Source organism: Salinibacillus kushneri (assembly GCF_900111405.1).
GTDB classification, from domain to species: Bacteria; Bacillota; Bacilli; order Bacillales; family Alkalibacillaceae; genus Salinibacillus; species Salinibacillus kushneri.
In genome coordinates this window covers 17,007-39,860 of the sequence record NZ_FOHJ01000003.1, presented here as the reverse complement: position 1 = coordinate 39,860, position 22,854 = coordinate 17,007, and the positions used below count along the sequence as shown (strand labels likewise).

Genomic DNA, 22,854 nt, shown 5'->3' with positions numbered 1-22,854 from the left:
AGATCTAAATGTATATCCAGGAATTATCTCTAACAAATTATCGTAATTATGAACAGATACAAGTCGAATTTGACCATAAGATTAATGTCATTATTGGTGAAAATGCACAGGGAAAAACCAATCTCATGGAATCAATATATGTTCTGGCCTTAACCAGGTCTCACCGAACTCCTCGTGATAAGGAATTAATTAAATGGGACGAAAATTATGCTAAAATAAAAGGGAGTATTATAAAACGAAATCGGTCTCTCCCACTGGAAATTGTTCTATCCAATAAAGGAAAAAAAGCCAAATTAAATCATATAGAACAACCGAAATTAAGTGACTATATTAGTGCTTTTAACGTTGTGATGTTTGCACCGGAGGATTTAAACCTAGTCAAAGGAAACCCTCAGGAACGTCGTCGTTTTATTGATATGGAAATTGGACAAATTCAGCCTGTTTACGTCTACCATTTAAATCAATATCAAAAAGTTTTAAAACAACGTAATGCTTTATTAAAAGACTACCAAAGACAGCATAATATGGATCGAACCATGCTGCGTGTTTTGACTGACCAACTCATCGAACATGCAGCGCTTATTGTTGAGAGAAGATTTGAGTTTTTAAAGCTTCTTAGAGAATGGGCTGAGCCGATTCATACTGGTATTAGTCATCAATTAGAGCAGTTAGAAATGACCTATGATGGAAGCGTTGATGTATCAGAAGACATGGATTTGTCAAAAATAGTAAAGACTTATCAAAACCACTTTCAAGATATAGAGACAAGAGAAATTGAAAGAGGTACATCTCTAATAGGCCCTCATCGTGACGACCTCTTATTTTATGTGAATGGAAAAGAAGTGCAAAGATTTGGATCACAAGGTCAGCAAAGAACAACAGCCTTATCTCTCAAACTAGCCGAAATTGAACTCATTCATAATGAAGTAGGAGAATACCCTGTTCTTTTACTAGATGATGTTTTAAGTGAGCTTGATAATCAGAGACAGTCACATCTGTTAAACACGATTCAAGGAAAAGTTCAAACGTTTGTATCCACTACTAGTGTGGATGGAATTGAACATGATACCTTACAAAATGCAGAGATCTTTCATGTTCAAGAAGGGATAGTTTTAAAAGAAGGGTGAGGTTCAGTGTGTTTATCCATATTGGCGAAGAAGATGTAATCCAATCAGAAGATGTAGTCGCCATCATTGATTGTGAATTATTAACATCATCGACAATCACTGATGAAATGATTCGAAATCAAAAAAAGAGAAATGTCGTAATTGATACATCACATGATCAGGCAAAATCAATCGTTATCACTACGAACTTTATTTATTTTAGTAATTTATCGGTTGCAACATTGAGAAAACGATCAAGTTTGAACTTTACTTTAGATAAATTAGAGGATTATTCTGACGATTATGATGAATAGACTCATGATTTACTATTTACAGATTAATGAAAGTAAGAATAATGGAATGAAGGTGTGAACCTGATGGCTATGGATGAAAATGTAACTGGACAAGCATATGATGAAAATCAAATACAAGTTCTGGAAGGATTAGAAGCAGTAAGAAAGCGCCCTGGTATGTATATTGGGTCTACGAACGAAAAAGGTCTTCATCATTTAGTCTGGGAAATTGTTGATAACAGTATTGATGAAGCTTTAGCTGGATATTGTGACCATATCCAGATTAGGATTGAAGAAGATAATAGTATTACTGTCATTGATAATGGACGGGGTATCCCGGTTGGTATACAAAAAAAGCAAGGACGTCCTGCCGTTGAAGTTATTTTAACGGTTCTTCACGCAGGTGGAAAGTTTGGTGGCGGAGGTTACAAAGTATCTGGCGGATTACATGGTGTTGGAGCCTCTGTAGTTAATGCCTTATCCACTGAATTGGAAGTATTTGTACATCTTAATGGAAAAATTTATTATCAACAATATCATCGCGGAGTCCCTAAAGAAGATCTTAAGGAAATAGGAGATACAGATATAACAGGTACTCGTATTCACTTTAAACCTGACCCTGAAATTTTTACAGAAACGCTTGAATATGATTATGATACTCTTGCGCAGCGTGTACGTGAGCTTGCCTTTTTAAATAAAGGTTTAGCGATTTCAATTAAGGATAAACGAGATGATCGTGAAGAAGAAACCTTTCACTATGAAGGAGGTATCTCTTCATATGTTGAATATTTAAATCGTAATCGTGAAGCCCTCCATGAACCATTTTATACCGAGAGTGAAATGGATAATATTACGGTGGAAATTGCTTTACAGTATAACGATGGTTTCGCTAGTAATATATACTCGTTTGCAAATAATATTCATACGTATGAAGGCGGAACTCATGAGTCGGGCTTTAAAACAGCTTTGACAAGAGTAATTAATGACTATGCACGAAAGAATCAGATGTTTAAAGAAAGTGATCCAAATTTAACAGGTGATGATGTTAGAGAAGGCTTAACAGCCATTATTTCCATAAAACACGAAGATCCACAGTTCGAAGGTCAAACCAAAACCAAGCTAGGAAATAGTGAAGTACGTACTGTTACGGATTCTCTCTTTAATGAGAATTTTTCCACCTTTTTATTTGAAAATCCTACTGTCGCTAAGAGGATTGTAGAGAAGGGAATTATGGCGTCACGTGCCCGCACTGCAGCGAAAAAGGCGCGTGAATTAACAAGAAGAAAGAGTGCTTTAGAAGTTTCAAATCTTCCTGGTAAATTAGCGGATTGCTCTTCAAAGGATGCATCTATTAGTGAATTATATATTGTTGAGGGGGATTCTGCGGGTGGATCGGCTAAACAAGGCCGAGATCGTCACTTTCAGGCCATCCTTCCTTTAAGAGGTAAAATTATTAATGTGGAAAAAGCCCGTTTAGATAAAATTCTTTCCAATAATGAAGTGCGGTCTATGATTACAGCACTGGGAACGGGGATTGGAGAAGAATTTGATATAGAAAAAGCACGCTATCATAAGGTTGTGATTATGACAGATGCAGACGTTGATGGTGCGCATATCCGGACTTTATTATTAACCTTTTTCTATCGTTATATGCGTCCACTAATCGAACATGGCTATGTTTATATTGCTCAACCACCTTTATATAAAATTCAGCAAGGCAAAACGGTTTATTATGCTTATAATGATCAGGAAATGGAAACGCAATTAAATAATCTTCCAGGTAATCCGAAGCCAAGTTTACAGCGCTACAAGGGTCTTGGAGAAATGAATCCACCTCAGCTATGGGAAACGACGATGAATCCTGAAAATCGAACATTATTGCAGGTGAATCTTCAGGATGCGATGGATGCAGATGAAATCTTTGAAATCTTAATGGGCGATAAAGTAGAGCCACGACGCGATTTCATTAAAGAAAATGCCCGTTATGTAAAAAACCTGGATATTTAAAGACACTAGTCAAACCCATTCCGTGGCCAAAAGTGTGTCACTTTGTGGGTTTGACTTGTTCAACGGCTTGCGGCTCCTAGGCCAAGCAGACAGAAGCAAAATTTCACGGAATGGCATGGTTTTTTTAGCAATGTAGTAGATTTTGCTTATACAGTCTGACCTAATCAGCCGCCTACGCTTTTCTAATAAGGGAGGTAGTTCTATGGTGGATCAACAACGTCCACAGGTGCAGGAAGTTAATCTTAATCAGGAAATGCGCACATCATTTTTAGACTATGCGATGAGTGTTATTGTTGCACGTGCACTTCCTGATGTTCGTGATGGAATGAAACCAGTGCATCGAAGAATATTATATGCGATGCACGATTTAGGTATGTATGCAGATAAGGCTTATAAAAAATCTGCTCGTATAGTAGGAGAAGTTATCGGTAAGTATCATCCCCATGGTGACTCGGCAGTATACGATGCGATGGTAAGAATGGCGCAGGATTTTAATTATCGCTATCCACTTGTTGATGGACATGGAAATTTTGGTTCTGTTGATGGTGATGCAGCAGCCGCTATGCGTTATACAGAGGCTAGAATGTCCAAAATTTCTATGGAAATTCTACGGGATATAAATAAAGATACCATTGATTATATTGATAACTATGATGGTACCGAGAAGGAACCAGCTGTTTTACCTGCCCGTTTCCCTAACTTACTAGTAAATGGTGCTTCAGGTATTGCAGTTGGAATGGCGACGAATATTCCGCCCCATCAACTTGGTGAAGTTATAGATGGTGTATTAGAGTTAAGTAAAAATCCTGATATCACCATTCATGAGCTTATGGAAAATTATATTCACGGACCTGATTTTCCTACAGGAGGTCAAATTTTAGGACGTAGAGGTATCCGTCAAGCCTATGAAACAGGTAAAGGTTCGATTACTGTTCGCGCAAAATCCGAAATAACAGAAATGAAAAACGGAAAGTCCTCTATTATTGTTACGGAGCTTCCTTTCCAAGTAAACAAAGCAAAATTAATTGAAAAAATTGCTGAATTAGTTCGGGACAAAAAAATTGACGGGATTACAGACTTACGTGATGAATCTGATCGTGAAGGTATGCGTGTTGTGATTGAATTACGTAAAGATGTAAATCCAAATGTTGTCTTAAACAATTTATATAAACAAACAGCACTACAAACTTCTTTTGGAATTAATACCTTAGCACTTGTTGATGGAGAACCTAAGATTTTAAATCTTAAACAAACGTTAAATCATTATTTAGATCATCAAAAAGTAGTAATTAAGAGAAGAACAGCTTATGAGTTGAGAAAAGCTGAGGCAAGAGCTCATATTTTAGAAGGTTTGCGAGTGGCTCTTGACCATCTGGATGAGGTTATCTCCTTAATTCGTAATTCTAAAACAACAGATATTGCACGTGAAGAACTGGTTAATCGTTTTGAACTGTCTGAAAAGCAGGCTCAAGCTATATTAGACATGCGTTTACAACGTTTAACTGGTTTAGAACGGGAAAAAATCGAAAATGAATATAGTGATCTCGTTAAACTTATTGGAGAGCTGAAGGCTATTTTAGCTGATGAGGAAAAAGTACTTGAGATAATTCGTGAGGAATTAACGGATATTAAAGAGCGTTATAACGATGAAAGAAAAACGGAAATTACCGTTGGAGGGACAGACTTTATCGAGGATGAAGATCTTATCCCGGAAGAAACCATAGTTATTACCTTAACGCATAAAGGATATATTAAACGACTTCCTGCATCCACTTATCGTACACAAAAAAGAGGTGGACGCGGTGTTCAGGGCATGGGCACTAACGAAGATGATTTTGTAGAGCATCTACTGTCCACATCTACTCACAATACAATATTGTTCTTTTCTAATAAAGGAAAGGTCTATAAAACAAAAGGCTACGAGATTCCTTCGTTTGGGCGAACAGCTAAGGGAATTCCTATCGTCAATGTTCTGGAGGTAGAAAAAGGAGAATGGATAAATGCCATGATTTCTATTAATGAATTCTCTGATGATTGGTACTTATTCTTTACCACAGAACATGGTATTTCGAAGCGGACAGCATTATCACAATTTGCGAATATCCGAAAAGGCGGCCTGCGTGCTATCAATTTAAAAGAAGATGATGAATTAATTTCAGTACGTCTGACAGATGGAAACAAACAAATTATGATTGGAACGAAACAAGGTTACCTAATTCGCTTTGATGAACAGGATGTACGTGCTATGGGAAGAACAGCTTCTGGAGTCAAAGGAATAACTTTAAGAGATGAAGAAGATAAAGTGGTGTCGATGGAAATACTAGATGAATCCTCTCAAGTCCTAACCGTAACAAGTAAGGGATTCGGAAAACGAACAAAGGCTGAGGAGTATCGAACGACGAATCGCGGGGGTAAAGGAATCCTTACCTGTCACTTAACAGAAAAGAATGGAAATGTTGTTGCCGTAAAAACGGTGACACCGGAAGAAGATCTTATCTTAATTACCGAAAGTGGTATGCTTATTCGTATGCCTGTTGAAGGAATTTCAGAAACAGGAAGAAATACACAAGGGGTAAAACTCATTCGCTTGGAAGAAGGAGAAGAAGTTTCAACCATTGCCAAAATTGCACAAGAAGATGAGGAAGATGCCATTGAGGATGAGCAGCAAGTACAGGATTTAAACAATCAGGATTCTGAAAATCAAGATGAAGAACCAACAGAGTAAGGAAAATAACTTGAATTTTTGGAGGTGAAGAGAAATTGCTTGTCCATCCCAGTCAATTAAAGCCAGGGTGTATAGTAGAGCGAGAGGTAAAGGGAAAAACGGTAAATCCTATTATTCCAAAAGAAACCGTCATACAGCCTATTCATATCAAAGTATTAAAGCATTTTTGTATTAAAGAGTTAGAGGTTTCATCAAAGCTTGTAGACGGTGAGAATTTTATTCCAGGAGCAAAACGGCAAGAGGAAAAGCAGGAAACAAAGAAAGAAACTGAACAGAAAACGCAGCCCTTTGCCATTGAATATGCTCAAAGTGTCAACGAGACAAAAGAAATGTTTCTTAAGTGGCAAGCAAGAAATCCGGTAAATATTTCAAAGATAAGAGAATTTCTAATCCCTCTTATTTTGAAAGCTGAAAATGACTCTGGTATTATTTTTTCTCTTCACCACCATGTAGATAAAGAAAATTACTTTTATCATCACTTTGTTGCAAAAGCTTTAATAGGTGCATTTATTGCAAAACGTATGAAGCTTTCACAAGGTGATCGAATTCAAGTGGCATTAGCCGCCTATTTAAGCGATTGCGGTATGGCGCAGATTTCTGAAAAAATATTAAATAAAACTGACCGTTTATCAGCAGAAGAATTTAAAGAAGTTCAACAACATCCCATTTACTCTTATCGATGGGTTGAGAATATTGCCTCTCTGAAACAAGAGGCGAAACTATCTGTTTTGCAACACCACGAAAGACTGGATGGGAACGGCTACCCTTTTGGTTTGAAGCATCAGAAAATCGATCTATATGCCAGAATTATTGCTGTAAGTGATATTTTCCATGCGATGGTTTCAGAAAGAGTTTATAAGCCTAAACAATCACCGTTTAAGGCAGTTGAAGAAATAAAAACTCAACAGCTGGGGAAATTGGATCTTGAAGTAGTGAATGTTTTAGTAACAGGAATAACCCATTTCTCGAATGGAACAAAAGTTAAACTTTCTGATCAACGTATAGGAGAAATCGTGTTTATAGAGAATAAAGACCCAACAAGACCTATTATAAGAATAAATGAAAGTGATGAAATGATTATATTAAAAGACAATCCACAGCTTCATATAGAAGAAATACTGGCCTAAAATAAATAAGAAATTCCTCCCCCATTAGGTTTGGTTTAAAAGAAAAAAACCAAGCATAATGGGGATTTTTTTAGCTGTAATATTTAAAAAGTGAAGGATGTATGGATAATCATTATTACTAAAGGAATGAAGAAGCTCTCCCCACCATTCCGTCTCATATCTGCAAATCATACTTAAATTATAGAGTAGCAAAAAGTGAGCCATTCCTTCGTGGAAGGGATGAAAAAGGAAACGATTTTTGTGCAGTAAAAGATGCTCACATTCTATATCCGTAGTGATCAAATTACTTTCAAAAGGTAAAAGTTCTCGTTCTAAATAAATCATAAGATTTTTTTGATCAAGCTTCCATTCTTTTATTGGGGGGAGAAAGCTCTGCAGTTTTTCCACGAATCTTCTTTCAGAAAGATGCCAGTCATATATAAGCTTTAATGGTATTCGCAGTATTTTTTCATCAACAGGACCAATCCTGATATATTGTTCTTCCTTATGCTGAATCGCATAAAGGTCGTCCATTTCAGGTATCTTTTTAAATAAATGCTCCATCGAAAATTTGTCTACCGGTAATTGCTGAATGGAATAGAGATGACTTGTGAAATAGGGGAAAAGTCCTTTTTGCTGAATTTTCACCTCATCCTGTAAAAATCGATAGGATTGCTTTTTTCGCTTTCTAGTGGAGACGCCATGAGCTAGTAAACTAGTATTTTCAGGATAATGGGGTCTTTTTGTGATTAAACAGGTTTTGATTAATTGTGTTAGTCCATAAAATAGCAGGACAGGCTGAATAGAAATAGACGCTTTTTTAGCTTGTGTCAAATAAGTTTCAGCATGTTCCAGATAATAAATAAATCGATCAGCATTTTGAAAACTAAGCTTTTCATATTCGTTAAAATTCCCTTTTTGATAACATTGACTAAGGAATTTTTGAACATAAGGAATAGATTTAAGCTGATGATAAAATGCAGAAAGGTTTGTCGTTCTCATAAAAAATCTCCTTACTTGTCCTTGAAAAGATAAAAAAACTAGCGTATCATATAGAAAATTTACAAGAATAGTATTACCAAATATCAAAGAAATCATAATTAGGGGGGCTAAAACATGCGGAAGGATAAATTTTCAAAGGAAGGCTTAACGTTTGATGATGTACTATTGATGCCTGCTAAATCAGAGGTTTTACCACGTGAAGTGGATGTTCGGACGCAATTATCCAGTAAATTAACCCTAAATATTCCTCTTATAAGTGCTGGAATGGACACCGTTACGGAGGCAGATATGGCGATATCTATGGCGAGACAGGGTGGTTTAGGGATAATTCATAAAAATATGTCCATTGAAGAACAAGCTGAACAAGTAGATTTGGTAAAACGCTCTGTTAATGGCGTCATTAATCATCCATTTTTTTTAACACCAGAGCATCAAGTATATGATGCTGAGCATTTGATGGGGAAATATCGAATCTCAGGTGTTCCGATTGTTAACAATGAACAGGAGCAAAAGCTAGTAGGGATTATTACAAATCGTGATCTCCGGTTTACCCATGAATACTCTATCCAAATCTCTGAAGTGATGACTAGTGAAAATTTGGTTACAGCTCCTGTTGGCACCACAGTGCAAGAAGCGGGATATATTCTGGAAAAATATAAAATTGAAAAGCTGCCCCTGGTTGATGAAGAAAATCATTTAAAAGGATTAATTACAATTAAGGATATAGAAAAAGTGATTGAGTATCCGAACGCTGCTAAGGATGAAAAAGGACGTTTAGTAGCAGGAGCGGCTGTAGGTGTTACGGCTGATACAATGCTTCGAATAGAAAAGCTTGTAGAAGCAGGTGCTGATGTCATTGTTGTAGATACAGCACATGGCCATTCAAAGAGTGTGATTGAACAGGTGAAAACCATTCGAGAAAATTATCCTGAATTAGATCTTATTGCCGGAAATGTTGCCACACCAGAAGGAACCAGAGAATTAATTGAAGCAGGTGCCAATATTATTAAAGTGGGAATTGGTCCGGGATCGATTTGTACAACAAGAGTCGTATCAGGTATAGGTGTTCCTCAAATTACAGCTGTTAATGATTGTGCAGAAGAAGCTTCTAAACATAACGTAGCCATCATAGCTGATGGTGGCATTAAATATTCAGGAGAAATTGTTAAAGCTATTGCAGCAGGTGGTCATGCCGTGATGTTAGGAAGTATGTTTGCCGGCGTTTCAGAAAGCCCTGGTGAAACGGAAATTTTCCAGGGAAGACAATTTAAAGTATACCGTGGTATGGGATCTGTAGGTGCTATGAAGGCAGGTTCAAAGGATCGATATTTCCAAAGCGAATCTGAATCCAACAAACTTGTCCCAGAGGGCATTGAAGGCCGTGTTCCTTACAAAGGTCCATTAGCGGATACGGTTCATCAGCTTATTGGTGGACTGCAATCAGGAATGGGATATTGTGGAACAAAAGATATGAATACACTACGGAATGAAGGACAATTTATAAGAATTACGAATGCAGGGTTAAGAGAAAGTCATCCTCATGATGTCCAGATAACCAAAGAAGCTCCTAACTATTCTCTTTAGGTGAAAGGACCTAAATTGGTATTTCTAGACAGTGACTATTCACTGTCTATTTTTTTTGATACCGATATGATAAAATTGCAAAGGATAGATTAAAATGGTGGAGGTTAGACAGATGAACAAGTACATAAAAACATTAGGGATGGTGCTTTCAGCTATTCTCATAACGGTTGTTTCCTTAATACCAGCACCTGTTATTACCCAAGCACAACCGAATAATATTGAAGCAAAATCAGCTATTTTAGTAGATGCACAAACAGGCCAGATATTATATGAGAAAGAAGCGGATTTAGCTTTGCCTCCAGCCAGTATGACCAAGATGATGACAGAGTACTTGGTATTAGAGGCGATTAATAATGGAGATATTAGTTGGGATACAACGACAACCATTTCTGATTATGCTTATTGGCTTTCCGATAATGATGCATTTTCCGGAATTGGATTACGTCAAAATAAAGAATATACAGTAGAAGAATTATATACAGCTATGGCTGTTAACTCTGATAATGCGACCACCGTTGCCTTAGCCGAACTAGTAGCTGGATCTGAAAGTGAATTTGTTAAGATGATGAATCAAAAAGCTCAGGAGATGGGATTACAGGATGCTGAGTTCGTGAATGCTACTGGATTAAGTAATAGTGATTTAGGAGAACATCACCCTGAGGGAACTGGAGCAGATGCAGATAATTATTTATCAGCAAAATCAGTGGCTTTATTAGCTTATCATTTAATAAATGATTATCCTGAAGCCCTTGATTATTCAAGTATCACGGAAAGTAAATTAGATGACGAATCATTTACGAATTGGAATTGGATGCTTCCCGGTATGCCTGGCCAGCTAGAGCCATTTGGATATGAAGGTCTGGATGGAATGAAAACTGGATGGACAGATATGGCTGGCTATTGTTTTACAGGTACAGCTGAGCGGAATAACCGAAGACTTATTTCGGTTGTTATGCAAACAGATTCCAAAGAAGCACGATTTGAAGAAACAAAAAAATTACTTGATTATGGATTTAACCAAACGGAAGTAAAAGAAATTTTCCCTGCTGATTATCAACAAGAGGACGAGTCTACTTTAAATGTAGCCAAAGGTAAGGGAAAATCAGTAGAAATTGCTACAGACGAAGCTATTCGTGGTGTTGTGCCTTCTGGTGAAGAGAACCCTTATGAAATAGAATTTACATTAGATAAATCGAAGTTAAATGATGATGGAAAATTAACGGCGCCTATTGAAGAAGGTGATGCAGTAGGTACTGCAAAGATTTCCTACACAGGTGAAGAGCTATTTGGTTATATTACCGATGATATATCAAATGAACAGGCAAAAGCACAAGTTGTTACACAAAGCAATGTGGAAAAAGCCAATTGGTTCACCTTAACCTTCCGAGCAATCGGAGACTTTTTCTCTGATTTATTCGGTGGTATTGTAGATTGGGTAAAAGGATTATTCTAAATCAGATTTGAATACTGGGAATTATCCGTTACAATAGAACTATGAGAAAACGAGTAAATTTATACTAGGGGGAAACCGTCATGTCAAAAACAGGTACTAATCGTGTGAAGCGGGGAATGGCCGAAATGCAAAAAGGCGGCGTTATCATGGACGTTGTCAATGCTGAACAGGCAAAAATTGCAGAGGAAGCTGGAGCTGTAGCGGTAATGGCTCTTGAACGTGTTCCAGCTGATATTCGTGCGGCTGGAGGAGTTGCAAGAATGGCTGACCCAACTGTAGTGGAAGAAGTCATGAATGCTGTTTCAATCCCAGTTATGGCAAAGGCACGTATTGGCCACATTGTAGAAGCAAGAGTCCTCGAATCACTTGGGGTTGATTATATTGACGAAAGTGAAGTTTTAACCCCTGCTGATGAAGTCTATCACATTAATAAAACCGATTATACGGTTCCTTTCGTATGCGGTTGTCGGGATATTGGAGAAGCTGTTCGCCGTATTGGAGAAGGAGCTTCCATGTTACGTACAAAGGGTGAGCCTGGTACAGGAAATATTGTAGAAGCAGTCCGTCACATGCGTAAAGTACAATCACAAATCCGTGAAATTGCTGGACTTTCAGAGGACGAGTTGATGGTTTATGCAAAGAATACGGGTTCACCGTATGAACTGCTTAAAGAGATTAAAGAAGAGGGACGTCTTCCAGTCGTGAACTTTGCTGCAGGAGGAATTGCTACACCTGCAGATGCTGCTCTTATGATGCAGTTAGGTGCAGATGGTGTATTTGTTGGTTCAGGTATTTTTAAATCGGATAATCCAGAAAATTTTGCTCGTTCCATTGTGGAAGCAACTACACATTATGAAGATTATGAATTAATTGGTAAATTATCAAAAGGTCTTGGAACAGCGATGAAAGGACAGGAAATGTCTACTTTATCGGAAGCTGATCGTATGCAAGACCGCAGTGAGTAATTTATAAGAAGGGGTCATGCATCATGGTGAAAATTGGTGTACTAGGTTTACAAGGAGCTGTACAGGAACATGTACGTACTGTTGAAGCTTGTGGTGCTAAAGCAACAGTCGTTAAGCGTGTAGAACAACTAGATGAATTAGATGGCCTCATTCTGCCAGGTGGCGAGAGCACAACAATGAGACGCCTTATAGATAAATACGGATTTTTTGATGCCTTACGTCGATTTGGTCAATCAGGAAAGCCTATCTTTGGTACTTGTGCGGGACTAATATTATTAGCTAAAGAACTCGATGGACAACCTGATGCCCATCTCCAGCTCATTGATATCAAGGCAGCACGAAATGCCTTTGGCCGCCAAAAAGAAAGCTTTGAAGCTGAAATTGAATTAAAAGGAATAGCTGATTCGTTTAATGCAGTATTTATTCGGGCACCCTATATTTTAGAAACAGGTGACAATGTAGATGTAATAGCTACGTATGAGGATAAAATTGTAGCTGCACAACAGGATCATTATTTAACTTGTGCTTTTCATCCTGAGTTAACGGATGATTATCGCCTGACGCAACATTTTGTTCATATGGTTGAGGATTCCGTAAAGAAACTTGCATCTTTCTAGTAAAAAGGGTATATTATTAACGAATGACAGTCATTAACGGAAAAAAGGATATACGCTAATAAAAAGCGATGAGAGGAATTAGTAGCAGGGAAGCTTATTTCAGAGAGTCGGTGGCTGCTGTGAACCGATATAAGCTCGTTGTGAATCCGTCCTTGAGTAAGTATACCGAAGAAAACAGTAAGTATACTCGGTGAAACACCGTTATCAGAACCAAGTTGGAGGATATTTTCCTCAATCAGGGTGGTATCGCGGGAAATATAGTAACTCTCGTCCCTTTATGATAAAGGGATGGGAGTTTTTTATGTTTTATGGACGAAGATTTTCGGCTCTAAAGGATTGTTGTCCTTAAGTAAATATGCGAGATTCCTGCAGAATAACAGACCTTATAAGGTACCGCAATGAGGAAAAAAACGAGGGGCTCGATGGGGGGGGGGCGTCCGAGGAGAGCGAGTATTTTTCCTTCTGCACTCATCTTGCTTTATGCAAATATACCAATCTTTATTAAAAGAGTGTAAAAATAAATAACAAGGAGGAGATCATCATGTTAGATATGAAGTATTTACGTGATCATTTTGATGAAGTAAAAGAAAAATTAACGCACAGAGGAGAAGATTTATCTGATTTAGACAAGTTTGGTGTGTGGGATCAAAAACGCCGGGAGCTTATTCGTGAAAGTGAAGAATTAAAAGCAAAACGTAATGAAGTATCCAAGCAAATTTCTGTCTTAAAGAAAGAGAAAAAGGATGCTGAACCAATGATTAAGGAAATGCGTGAAGTTGGGGACCGCATTAAAACACTGGATAAGGAATTAAAGGACATTGAAGAGAAACTTGAAACTTTGCTCATGTCTATTCCTAATATTCCCCATGAAAGTGTTCCTGTTGGGGAGGATGAAGACGATAATATTGAAATCCGCAGCTGGGGAGATGTTCCACATTTTACCTATGATGCAAAACCTCATTGGGATTTAGCTGTTGAATTAGGTATGCTTGATTTTGAACGTGCCGCCAAAATCACAGGTAGCCGTTTTACTTTTTATAAAGGATTGGGAGCAAGATTAGAGCGAGCGTTAATGAATTTTATGCTTAATCTTCACGTGGATGAACATGGCTATGAGGAAGCGATACCTCCTTTTATGGTGAATCGTGACAGTTTATTAGGTACAGGTCAATTACCTAAATTTGAAGAGGATTTATTTAAAATTGCGGATTGGGATGACTATTACTTAATTCCAACTGCAGAAGTACCTGTTACTAATTATCATCGCGATGAAATTTTAAATGAGGATGATCTACCCAAAAAATTTGCCGCTTACAGTGCCAATTTCCGTTCAGAGGCAGGATCTGCTGGTCGTGACACAAGAGGCTTAATTCGTCAGCACCAGTTTAATAAAGTGGAATTAGTTCACCTCGTCAAACCGGAGGATTCCTATGAAGTGCTGGAGCAATTAACGGGTCATGCTGAAAAAGTATTGCAGCTATTGAAGCTTCCATATCGAGTAATGAATATGTGTACAGGAGATTTAGGCTTTACAGCAGCCAAAAAATATGACATTGAAGTATGGATGCCAAGTTCTAATACGTATCGGGAGATTTCGTCTTGTTCGAACTTTGAGGACTTCCAGGCTCGCCGTGCTAAAATACGCTTCCGTCGAGGTGCTAAGGGTAAACCAGAATTTGTTCATACCTTAAATGGATCTGGACTGGCTATTGGACGAACTGTTGCAGCTATTATTGAGAACTATCAACAGGAGGATGGTTCTATTCTCATACCAGAACCGTTACGTCCATATTTGGGAAATCGTGAATACATTAAAAATGTGTAAGAGAATAGAGGAATGCCTTTAAGGTATTCCTCTTAATTTTGGATAGAGTTATAAGAAAAGTAAAACTTCTCTTTTTTGTCTTGCAGAACAAAATGGGATATGATATATTACTAAAGTGTCATTAAGGAGGAGTACCCAAGTCCGGCTGAAGGGATCGGTCTTGAAAACCGACAGGGGTGTCAAAGCCCGCGGGGGTTCGAATCCCTCCTCCTCCGCCATAAAACTGCGTATAAATATTGGAGATATAACGGAGACAAAAAAATCGTTACTTAGGTAGCGATTTTTTTTGGTTTAATAAAGCCGAACCTTGTATTAGGTTCGGCTTTTCCTTTATAACTGGAATGCTGATTTTGTTCTTGTGAATTTTCGTGAATGATGGATAAAATGACTGATTCGTTCCAGAATCGATTCAATGGATGATTCATCATTAATAATATCGTAATCAGCAATATTAATACGCATAACTGGACAAGCATTAAATTCATTAATCCAGTTCTGATAACGGTCGTACATTTCTTTCCAGTATTCAACAGGTGTCTGTTGTTCCATTGGACGCCCGCGTTTTTGGATTCTATCTAAAATATGATCAAAGGAACCTTCCAGATAGATAAGTAAATCTGGATGAGGAAAATATGGTGTCATAACCATAGAATCAAAGAGACTCTTATAGGTATGATAATCCGTCTTAGACATTGTTCCTTTTTCATAATGCATCTTTGCAAAAATGCCTGTATCTTCATAGATGGAGCGATCCTGAATAAATCCGCCACCATATTCAAATATCCGCTTTTGCTCTTTGAAACGTTCTGCTAAAAAGTAAATTTGCAAATGAAAACTCCAACGCTCGAAATCATCATAAAACTTATCTAAATATGGATTCGAATCGACCTTTTCAAAGGATGTCTTAAAATTTAATGCGTTTGCTAAGGCCTTTGTCATAGTCGATTTTCCAACCCCTACGGTACCAGCAATGGTAATAACCGAATCGTTAGGGATATTGTGGCGATGGTTCCCGGTCGTCATAATACAACCTCCCCCTCTTTTAATGACTTTTCCACCTTTTTAATGACGTACTCTAAGTCTTCCTGTCTATTTACAAAGTCTAGCTCATCGCCATTAAACCGAATAACCGGAATATCCGGGTATTCTGCTTCAAATTGATTCATAAAGATTTCATAATCATGGGATAGCTGCTCTAAGTATGATGCTTGAATATTCTGTTCCAATGCTCTTCCACGTTTGCGAATTCTTTCTAATAGTGTATCTAAACTTGCATGTAAATAAATCATAATATTAGGCCTAGGCATATCATCGGTTAAGATATGGAAAATTTCACTATATTTTTCAAACTGCTGCTCTTTAAGCGTACGTTTAGCAAATATCATATTTTTTGAAATATGATAATCAGCTACAACAGGTTTACCTTGTTTCAGGTATTTAGTGTCGATATCCTCGAGTTGTTTATAACGATTACATAGAAAGAACATCTCGGTTTGAAAGCTCCATTCCTCAATGTTGTCGTAAAACTTGCCGAGAAATGGATTCTCCTCTACAATTTCTTTCAATAAAGAAAAATGAAAATGGGCATTGATCTTTTTTGCCAAAGAGGTTTTTCCAACTCCAATTGGACCCTCAACGGCAATGAAAGGTATTTGTCCCATAATTTCGCTCCCTTCAATACTTCACTATCATTGTTTTTTGGGAAAACAACAATCTTATAGAAAACAGCTTTCTACAAAAACAGACAGATTATATTTTATCATATATATAAGGGTTGCGACATAAGAATAAAAATACAATTTCTTGTCTGTGTATTCCTATGACTCCTGGATCAAGACCTGAACAGTCGCCTTCGCTTTTCAGTGTCCAGCTGCGGCTCCTAGGTCCAGGCAGATATAAGCAAAATCCACTACATAGCCAAAAGCATGCTATTCCGTGAATTTTGCTTATACTGCAGGACCTGAACAGTCGCCTTCGCTTTTCTAATTTAACTTGACATTTTTTTGGTTTACTTGCATAATACTATAAAATATACTGAATACGCTATAAGCAATGAACAGGCCAGTAGATAATGACTCGGGTGAAAAGAGATTGGAATTCATCGGCTGAAAGATTCCATCACTTGGAGATTATCGAAACCTACCTGCGAGCTATCAAAGCGAAAAACTTTGATCGTATGCCTTGCGTTATAGGTGACAAAGAGGACATCTTTTTTAATAGGAATCTTTTGTATAAACTTTCCCTTTTTTAAAGATGTCAATACAAGGTGGTAACGCGGAGTAACCCATTTCGTCCTTAAGTATAAGGATGGAGTGGGTTTTTTACTGAAAATGTTTATACGATTCATGGAGATAACGAAAAAATTAGGAGGAAAAAGATGATTAATAAAATGTCTTTTGTAGGTGCGGGTTCGATGGCAGAATCGATTATGTCCGGGATATTAAATAAGCAAGTTGTTCGTCCGGACCAAATTTATGTAACAAACAAGGAGGATAGAGAGCGTCTGGAACATATCAAAACGATTTATGATGTAAAGATATCCAGCGATAAAAAAGGTGTTATGGAGGATGCGGACATTATTATTCTCGCAATGAAACCAAAGGATGTCACAGATGCTATAAATTCGATAAGGGAGTATGTTTCAGAAAATCAACTTGTTGTTTCTGTTTTAGCAGGTATTTCCACTTCATATGTTGAACAGGAATTAAACCAGGACGTTGCGGTCATTCGAGCGATGCCTAACACCTCAGCATCTATTGGTTTTTCAGCAACAGCCATTGCAGCGGGGAAATTTGCTAAGAGTAATCAAATGAATATGGTTAGGCAATTATTTGAAACGATTGGTACGACAACAGTTGTCGATGAGGATGACTTACATGTTGTAACAGGTTTATCTGGTAGTGGACCTGCCTATATTTATTATCTCGTAGAAGCAATGGAGGCTGCCGCTAAAGAATCTGGTCTAAAAGAGGAAATTTCAAAGGAACTAATTGTCCAAACTTTAGTAGGGGCCGCTGAAATGTTAAAGAATACACAGGCAAGTCCTGAGGAACTGCGCCAAAAAATAACCAGCCCTGGTGGAACAACTCAGGCAGGACTTGAAACTCTTGAAAGGTATAAATATCAGGAAGCATTAATGGAATGTATTAAAAATGCCAAAGAACGGTCAATAGAGCTTGGTAAACCTTATCAGAGAGTTTAGGAATTGTTCTATCCCCTTTTCAATCAACGCATTATTTTGTATAATAAATAATGTTTTCACTTTGGCTCCGTAGCTCAGGGGATAGAGCGTCGGTTTCCTAAACCGTGCGTCGCAGGTTCGAATCCTGCCGGGGCCGTTAAAATATACCAGGTTACAGACTGTCGAGAAAATTTATATGCTCCCTCTAAGGTAGGCAGATTAAAAAATATAATCTGTTGTTTCCTTAGGGGGACATTTTATGTCTAAACGATATTCTAAAGCGTTTAATTTTTTGATTAAACAGCCTACTATAAAAAATCCCAACAATCATAGCAGGTTAAAGGTATTCCTTTTACTGCAATTTTACTTCGTGAAACAGTGTTGATAATTATGGATTGGTTTGCTATTTTTAATTTATCTTAAAGTGCTTTTTCCTATATTCACTTGAAATAAAAAAGAGTGACAAAATCAATGCAAAAAATGGATATTTGCATGATTATATAAGGGGACTAATTCATGAATATATTTCGTAAAATTTTTAAGCCCAATCATTTATCAACTATTCGTATTATTGTTTTATTTTATTTATTAGCTGTACTATCAGCTTTATTCATACTTGGTTTACCAATATTTCATCAACAGGGTGTAAACTTGTCCTTTATTGATTTATTATTCACTTCAGTAAGCGCAGTAAGTGTAACAGGATTAACTGTTGTCTCAACGGCTGATACCTTTAATACAGCGGGAAAAGTGGCATTAACTGTGGTATTACAATTTGGTGGAATTGGTATCATGACATTGGGGACGCTAATTTGGCTTATTCTTGGTAAAAGAATTGGTCTTCGTGCTAGAAAACTAATACAGATTGATCAAAATAGGGAAACCTTATCAGGATTAGTCAGACTGATGGTAAAAATCCTCAGAATTATTGTTATGATTGAATTAGTAGGTACAGCCATTTTAAGCATCTATTTTTTAAACTATTTTGATACTTGGCAGGAAGCATTACTACAAGGTTTTTTTGGTGCAGTAAGTGCTACAACAAATGCAGGGTTTGATATTACGGGTTCTTCCTTAATACCTTTTGCGAACGATTACTTTGTCCAATTTGTCAATATTGTTCTGTTAATTCTGGGAGCTATTGGATTTCCTGTACTAATCGAAACCAAAGATTTTTTAAGTAAGAACAATAGGTCTATTCATAATAAACACTACTTTTCATTATATACAAAATTAACGGTTATAACCTTTTTTGCACTCATATTGGTAGGCTGGATATTCATACTTCTTTTGGAACATGGTGCTTTTTTTGTTGATAAAAATTGGCATGAACAATTCTTTTATAGTTTGTTTCAATCTGTGACCACTAGAAATGGTGGACTAGCCACGATGGATGTCAGTGAGTTTACTTCGCCAACTTTGGTTGTACTCTGTGTGTTAATGTTTATTGGGGCTTCTCCAAGTAGTGTAGGTGGAGGGATTCGAACAACGACATTTGCCATTATGTTGTTAACCATATATAACTATGCAAAAGGAAATACCAGTATTAAGGTATTTGACAGAGAATTAGATAATGATGATGTTATTCGTTCGTTTATAGTCATCGCCACTGCTTCTATGTTATGTATTGCTGGTATTGTCCTACTTGATTACTTGGAGCCATTTTCGATACTTTCGATTGTTTTTGAAGTTTGTTCTGCTTTCGGAACAACAGGGTTATCCATGGGAATTACGCCAGATCTAAGCACAACTGGGAAATGTGTAATTATTTTTCTTATGTTTGTAGGACGTATAGGAATCTTTTCTTTCTTATTTCTTTTAAGAGGGAAGGCAACAACAGACGTCTATCATTATCCTAAAGAGAAAGTGATCATTGGATAAAACGTGAAAATACGTTTTAATCAGGTGTCATTGTTTTTTCTTTAGATTATGGTTTCCAAGACTTCAGCTTCATTCTAATAACATAAGTCCCCCAGCAAAGAGTTGACGATTATGGCAAGGTTCTAATAATGAAGCAGTTTACTAAAAATTAACAGAAACTAAATGTTAAAATCATATCTCTTTAATATCATAATGATACCTTCCTTATAAGAAGAATTTTAAATATAAGGGGTGAGTTCATGTTCAAGCGGATTTTAATTTATTTTAAAAGACGGAAAAGAACTGCACCACTACATGAAAAATTCGACAAGAGAGCAGATGCTAAAGAGTTAGAAGAAGAATTTGATAGAAAAGAATATTTTTATTAATATGGCCTTTCATTTATGTCTTAACGCAGGACAATGACGAAGGAAGAACGAGCTATAAGCTGAAAAGAGGATAACAGAAGTGAGTTGCTGGATTGAAAGGGAATTAGATTAAGAAGATATGTCTTCCAATTGGATTCTGTGCTTATTTGAGGTGCTATTCTTATGGGCTTTTGTTATTGAAAGGAAGTGTTTTATTTGGAGCTGGTTTTAATGTTTGCCACAGTACTTGCACCAGTGGCTATGGCCTTGGTTGAATTGGTGAAGAAAACCAGGAAAATACCTAAAAATTATATCCCTTTTACCAGTTTTATTATCGGAATCCTTATCGGGATTGCAGGTTATCCATTCACTGATTTAGACTTACCCATGCGTATATGGTCGGGTGGTTTAGCTGGACTTGCTTCTACCGGGTTATTTGAGTTAGGAAAGCAAACGAAAAAAAAGGAGAGACTAAGTAATGAAATCATTCAAGATCATATAAACTAATGAAAGGCGTAGTCGATAAACAGGGCCGATCCTTAATCAAAAATAAACCCCCAGTATCCTGAATATAAAAGGATACTGGGGTTTTATTAGTTTTTCACAATAGATACAATATTTTCTTCACTTTGAGAGACTTCTCCTTCTTTAAGGAGTTTAACCTCTTCTCCTTCTTGAAGATTTGTGAAAACAATTGGTGTAATGATAGAAGGTACCTGGTTTTGTATTTCTTTTAGATCTACTTTCATTAGTTTCTGCCCGACTTTAATTTCGTCACCATCTTTAACAAATACCTCAAGGCCTTCTCCGTTTAGCTTAACCGTATCAATACCAAAATGAATTAAAATTTCACGCCTGAAATTGGTTTTAACACCAATAGCATGCTTGGTAGGGAACACATTGATCACCTTACCATCAACTGGAGATACGATTGTATCATCTGCTGGTTCTATCGCAAATCCATCTCCCATCATTTTATCTGAGAAAACCTGATCCGGAACTTCAGTAATAGGTAATAGTTTACCTTTGATTGGACTTGCTAAATTAAATTCAGCATCTTCATCTATTTCCACAGCTTGATTTTGTGTATTTGTTTCTTGTTTTTTAGCTGTTCTTGGCGTTTTTCCACTTATAATATCTTGAATCTGGCCTTTAATGGTATCAGATTGAGGGCCAAATATAGCTTGAATATTATTCCCAACTTCCATAACGCCAGATGCACCAAGTCTTTTTAGGCGATTTTTATCTACTTCATTTTTATCATCAACCGATACACGAAGGCGGGTAATACAGGCATCAAGATGAGTAATGTTTTCTTGTCCACCTAAGCTTTCCAGTACGTTATAAGGTAAATCTCCAACTTCCTGTTCATTCTCGTTTTCGCCTTCTGAAATTTCATCGTCTTCGCGACCAGGCGTTTTTAAATCAAATTTACGAATGGCAAATCGGAAGCCAAAGTAATATAACACTGCAAAGACAAGTCCTGCAGGAATAACCATCCAGGCATTGGTTGAGAGTCCCCAATAAAGAACATAATCAATGAAACCACCTGAGAAGGTAAATCCTGCTTTAACATTTAATAAATCCATCGCAACAAAGGATAATCCTGCAAACACACAGTGAATTAAGAATAAGACAGGTGCTACGAATAGAAAGGCAAATTCTATTGGCTCTGTAATACCTGTTAAGAAAGATGTTAATGCGGCAGAACCCATAATTCCTGCTATTTTTGCTTTGTTTTCTGGTTTAGCTTCATGATAAATAGCTAACGCTGCTGCAGGGAGACCAAATAGCATGAATGGGAATAGACCAGCCATAAAGGTTCCTGCAGTTGGGTCACCCTCAAAGTAACGCGTCATATCTCCCCGGACAACTTCCCCAGCATCATTTACAAATGATCCAAATTCATACCAGAATGGCTGGTAGAAAATATGGTGAAGTCCGAATGGAATTAATGCACGTTGACCAAATCCAAAGATAAAGGCAGCAATCGTTGAGCTTGTTTCTGTTGCTAAGACAGAGAACCAGTCAATAACATTTTGGATCGGTGGCCATACATAAAAGAATAAGATTCCTAAAATAACAGCGGTTGCTGCTGTAATAATGGGGACAAAGCGCTTTCCAGCGAAGAAACCTAAGAACTGCGGCAATTGTATATTAAAGAATTTCTTATATAAATAGGCTGCTACAATACCGATAATAATACCGCCGAATACACCCATTTGTAGTGTCTGTATTCCAAGTAGTTCGACCGTTTCAACCCCATTGGCATCAGCCATAATCCCAAGGGTAACGTTCATAATTAAAAATCCAATAACTGCTGCTAAACCAGCAACTCCGTCTCCATCTGCGAGACCAATTGCAACACCAACAGCAAACAATATTGGTAAGTTGTCAAAAATAATTCCACCAGCCTGGGACATAATGGCAATATCTAAAACATTTTCATGTCCAATACCTAATAACAAACCAGCAGCTGGCAGAACAGAAACAGGCAGCATTAGTGCACGACCTATTCGCTGCAGTAAACCAAATGCTTTTTTAAACATAGGTCCTCTTAACCTCCTAAAAGATAGTCTATATAATTTGTTAAGGCTTACATATACTTTTATATTTTGCGTAAAAGGCAGCTGAATTAAAAATAATAAATAAAAAAGGCATGAGTAAAAAGGGATTATTAGAATGAGGGTATAAGAAACCCTTATTCTAAATAACATCCTTTTCACTCATGCCTGATCGAATCAGTAACACGTATCCAATAT

18 protein-coding genes, 2 tRNA genes and 2 other annotated features are annotated in these 22,854 nt (G+C 37.2%); of the genes, 16 read left to right on the top strand and 4 right to left on the bottom strand.

Annotated elements, in window-relative coordinates; all coding sequences use genetic code 11:
* Positions 1-8 precede the first annotated feature (8 nt).
* From recF to BMX63_RS04970, 5 genes are all read left to right on the top strand, one after another.
* The gene (recF, locus tag BMX63_RS04990) at positions 9-1,127 is read left to right on the top strand and encodes a DNA replication/repair protein RecF (RefSeq protein WP_093132593.1); all 1,119 of its coding nucleotides are present in this window, start codon (positions 9-11) and stop codon (positions 1,125-1,127) included.
* Positions 1,124-1,420, top strand: coding sequence for an extracellular matrix regulator RemB (gene remB, locus BMX63_RS04985; RefSeq protein ID WP_342731559.1), 297 nt, complete (start codon positions 1,124-1,126; stop codon positions 1,418-1,420). The genes recF and remB overlap by 4 nt, the downstream gene beginning before the upstream one ends.
* Before the next feature lie 69 nt (positions 1,421-1,489).
* Complete coding sequence (gyrB, locus tag BMX63_RS04980) at positions 1,490-3,406, top strand: DNA topoisomerase (ATP-hydrolyzing) subunit B (protein WP_093133176.1); 1,917 nt, start codon at positions 1,490-1,492, stop codon at positions 3,404-3,406.
* Between the two features lie 202 nt (positions 3,407-3,608).
* Positions 3,609-6,131 carry a DNA gyrase subunit A gene (gene gyrA, locus BMX63_RS04975; RefSeq protein WP_093132588.1) on the top strand — a complete coding sequence of 841 codons (2,523 nt, stop codon included), beginning with the start codon at positions 3,609-3,611 and terminating at the stop codon, positions 6,129-6,131.
* 35 nt (positions 6,132-6,166) lie between these two features.
* Positions 6,167-7,258 carry an HD-GYP domain-containing protein gene (locus BMX63_RS04970; RefSeq protein ID WP_093132586.1) on the top strand — a complete coding sequence of 364 codons (1,092 nt, stop codon included), beginning with the start codon at positions 6,167-6,169 and terminating at the stop codon, positions 7,256-7,258.
* 24 nt (positions 7,259-7,282) lie between these two features.
* Here the strand turns inward: BMX63_RS04970 and BMX63_RS04965 are convergent, their stop codons facing one another.
* Positions 7,283-8,239, bottom strand: a complete 957-nt coding sequence (locus BMX63_RS04965; RefSeq protein ID WP_177167187.1) for a YaaC family protein — start codon at positions 8,237-8,239, stop codon at positions 7,283-7,285.
* Between the two features lie 114 nt (positions 8,240-8,353).
* On the opposite strand from BMX63_RS04965, the gene guaB reads away from it, so the two are divergent.
* The 6 genes from guaB (at position 8,354) to BMX63_RS04935 (ending at position 14,901) form a co-directional block, all read left to right on the top strand.
* A complete protein-coding gene (gene guaB, locus BMX63_RS04960) occupies positions 8,354-9,823 on the top strand; it encodes an IMP dehydrogenase (protein ID WP_093132582.1) in 1,470 nt (489 codons plus the stop codon).
* A gap of 112 nt (positions 9,824-9,935) precedes the next feature.
* Positions 9,936-11,276 carry a D-alanyl-D-alanine carboxypeptidase family protein gene (locus BMX63_RS04955; RefSeq protein WP_093132580.1) on the top strand — a complete coding sequence of 447 codons (1,341 nt, stop codon included), beginning with the start codon at positions 9,936-9,938 and terminating at the stop codon, positions 11,274-11,276.
* A gap of 80 nt (positions 11,277-11,356) precedes the next feature.
* Positions 11,357-12,241 (top strand): pyridoxal 5'-phosphate synthase lyase subunit PdxS, encoded by an 885-nt coding sequence (gene pdxS, locus BMX63_RS04950; RefSeq protein ID WP_093132578.1) that lies wholly within the window; start codon positions 11,357-11,359, stop codon positions 12,239-12,241.
* Between the two features lie 23 nt (positions 12,242-12,264).
* Entirely contained in the window at positions 12,265-12,858 is a 594-nt protein-coding gene (pdxT, locus tag BMX63_RS04945) for a pyridoxal 5'-phosphate synthase glutaminase subunit PdxT (protein ID WP_093132576.1), read from the top strand.
* Positions 12,859-12,917: 59 nt separating this feature from the next.
* Positions 12,918-13,136 (top strand) — a binding site (T-box leader).
* 263 nt (positions 13,137-13,399) lie between these two features.
* Complete coding sequence (serS, locus tag BMX63_RS04940; RefSeq protein ID WP_093132574.1) at positions 13,400-14,683, top strand: serine--tRNA ligase; 1,284 nt, start codon at positions 13,400-13,402, stop codon at positions 14,681-14,683.
* 125 nt (positions 14,684-14,808) lie between these two features.
* Positions 14,809-14,901: transfer RNA gene (locus tag BMX63_RS04935), tRNA-Ser, on the top strand.
* 112 nt (positions 14,902-15,013) lie between these two features.
* Here the strand turns inward: BMX63_RS04935 and BMX63_RS04930 are convergent.
* Both BMX63_RS04930 and BMX63_RS04925 read right to left on the bottom strand, forming a co-directional pair.
* Positions 15,014-15,706 (bottom strand): deoxynucleoside kinase, encoded by a 693-nt coding sequence (locus tag BMX63_RS04930; protein ID WP_093132572.1) that lies wholly within the window; start codon positions 15,704-15,706, stop codon positions 15,014-15,016.
* Positions 15,703-16,344: a deoxynucleoside kinase gene (locus BMX63_RS04925; RefSeq protein WP_093132570.1), complete on the bottom strand. Its 642-nt coding sequence runs from the start codon at positions 16,342-16,344 to the stop codon at positions 15,703-15,705. Before BMX63_RS04925 ends, BMX63_RS04930 begins: the two co-directional genes overlap by 4 nt.
* 382 nt (positions 16,345-16,726) lie before the next feature.
* Positions 16,727-16,983, top strand: a binding site (T-box leader).
* Between the two features lie 77 nt (positions 16,984-17,060).
* Between BMX63_RS04925 and proC the strand changes: the two genes are divergently transcribed.
* From proC to BMX63_RS04905, 5 genes are all read left to right on the top strand, one after another.
* Positions 17,061-17,885 carry a pyrroline-5-carboxylate reductase gene (gene proC / locus BMX63_RS04920; RefSeq protein ID WP_093132568.1) on the top strand — a complete coding sequence of 275 codons (825 nt, stop codon included), beginning with the start codon at positions 17,061-17,063 and terminating at the stop codon, positions 17,883-17,885.
* Positions 17,886-17,948: 63 nt separating this feature from the next.
* Positions 17,949-18,021: transfer RNA gene (locus BMX63_RS04915), tRNA-Arg, on the top strand.
* Between the two features lie 359 nt (positions 18,022-18,380).
* The gene (locus BMX63_RS04910) at positions 18,381-19,745 is read left to right on the top strand and encodes a TrkH family potassium uptake protein (protein ID WP_093132566.1); all 1,365 of its coding nucleotides are present in this window, start codon (positions 18,381-18,383) and stop codon (positions 19,743-19,745) included.
* 239 nt (positions 19,746-19,984) lie between these two features.
* Entirely contained in the window at positions 19,985-20,113 is a 129-nt protein-coding gene (locus tag BMX63_RS18630) for a hypothetical protein (protein WP_281242721.1), read from the top strand.
* A 195-nt stretch (positions 20,114-20,308) separates the two neighbouring features.
* Positions 20,309-20,599, top strand: coding sequence for a holin (locus BMX63_RS04905; RefSeq protein ID WP_093132564.1), 291 nt, complete (start codon positions 20,309-20,311; stop codon positions 20,597-20,599).
* An 86-nt stretch (positions 20,600-20,685) separates the two neighbouring features.
* Here the strand turns inward: BMX63_RS04905 and ptsG are convergent, their stop codons facing one another.
* The gene (gene ptsG, locus BMX63_RS04900; RefSeq protein WP_093132562.1) at positions 20,686-22,641 is read right to left on the bottom strand and encodes a glucose-specific PTS transporter subunit IIBC; all 1,956 of its coding nucleotides are present in this window, start codon (positions 22,639-22,641) and stop codon (positions 20,686-20,688) included.
* Positions 22,642-22,854 lie beyond the last annotated feature (213 nt).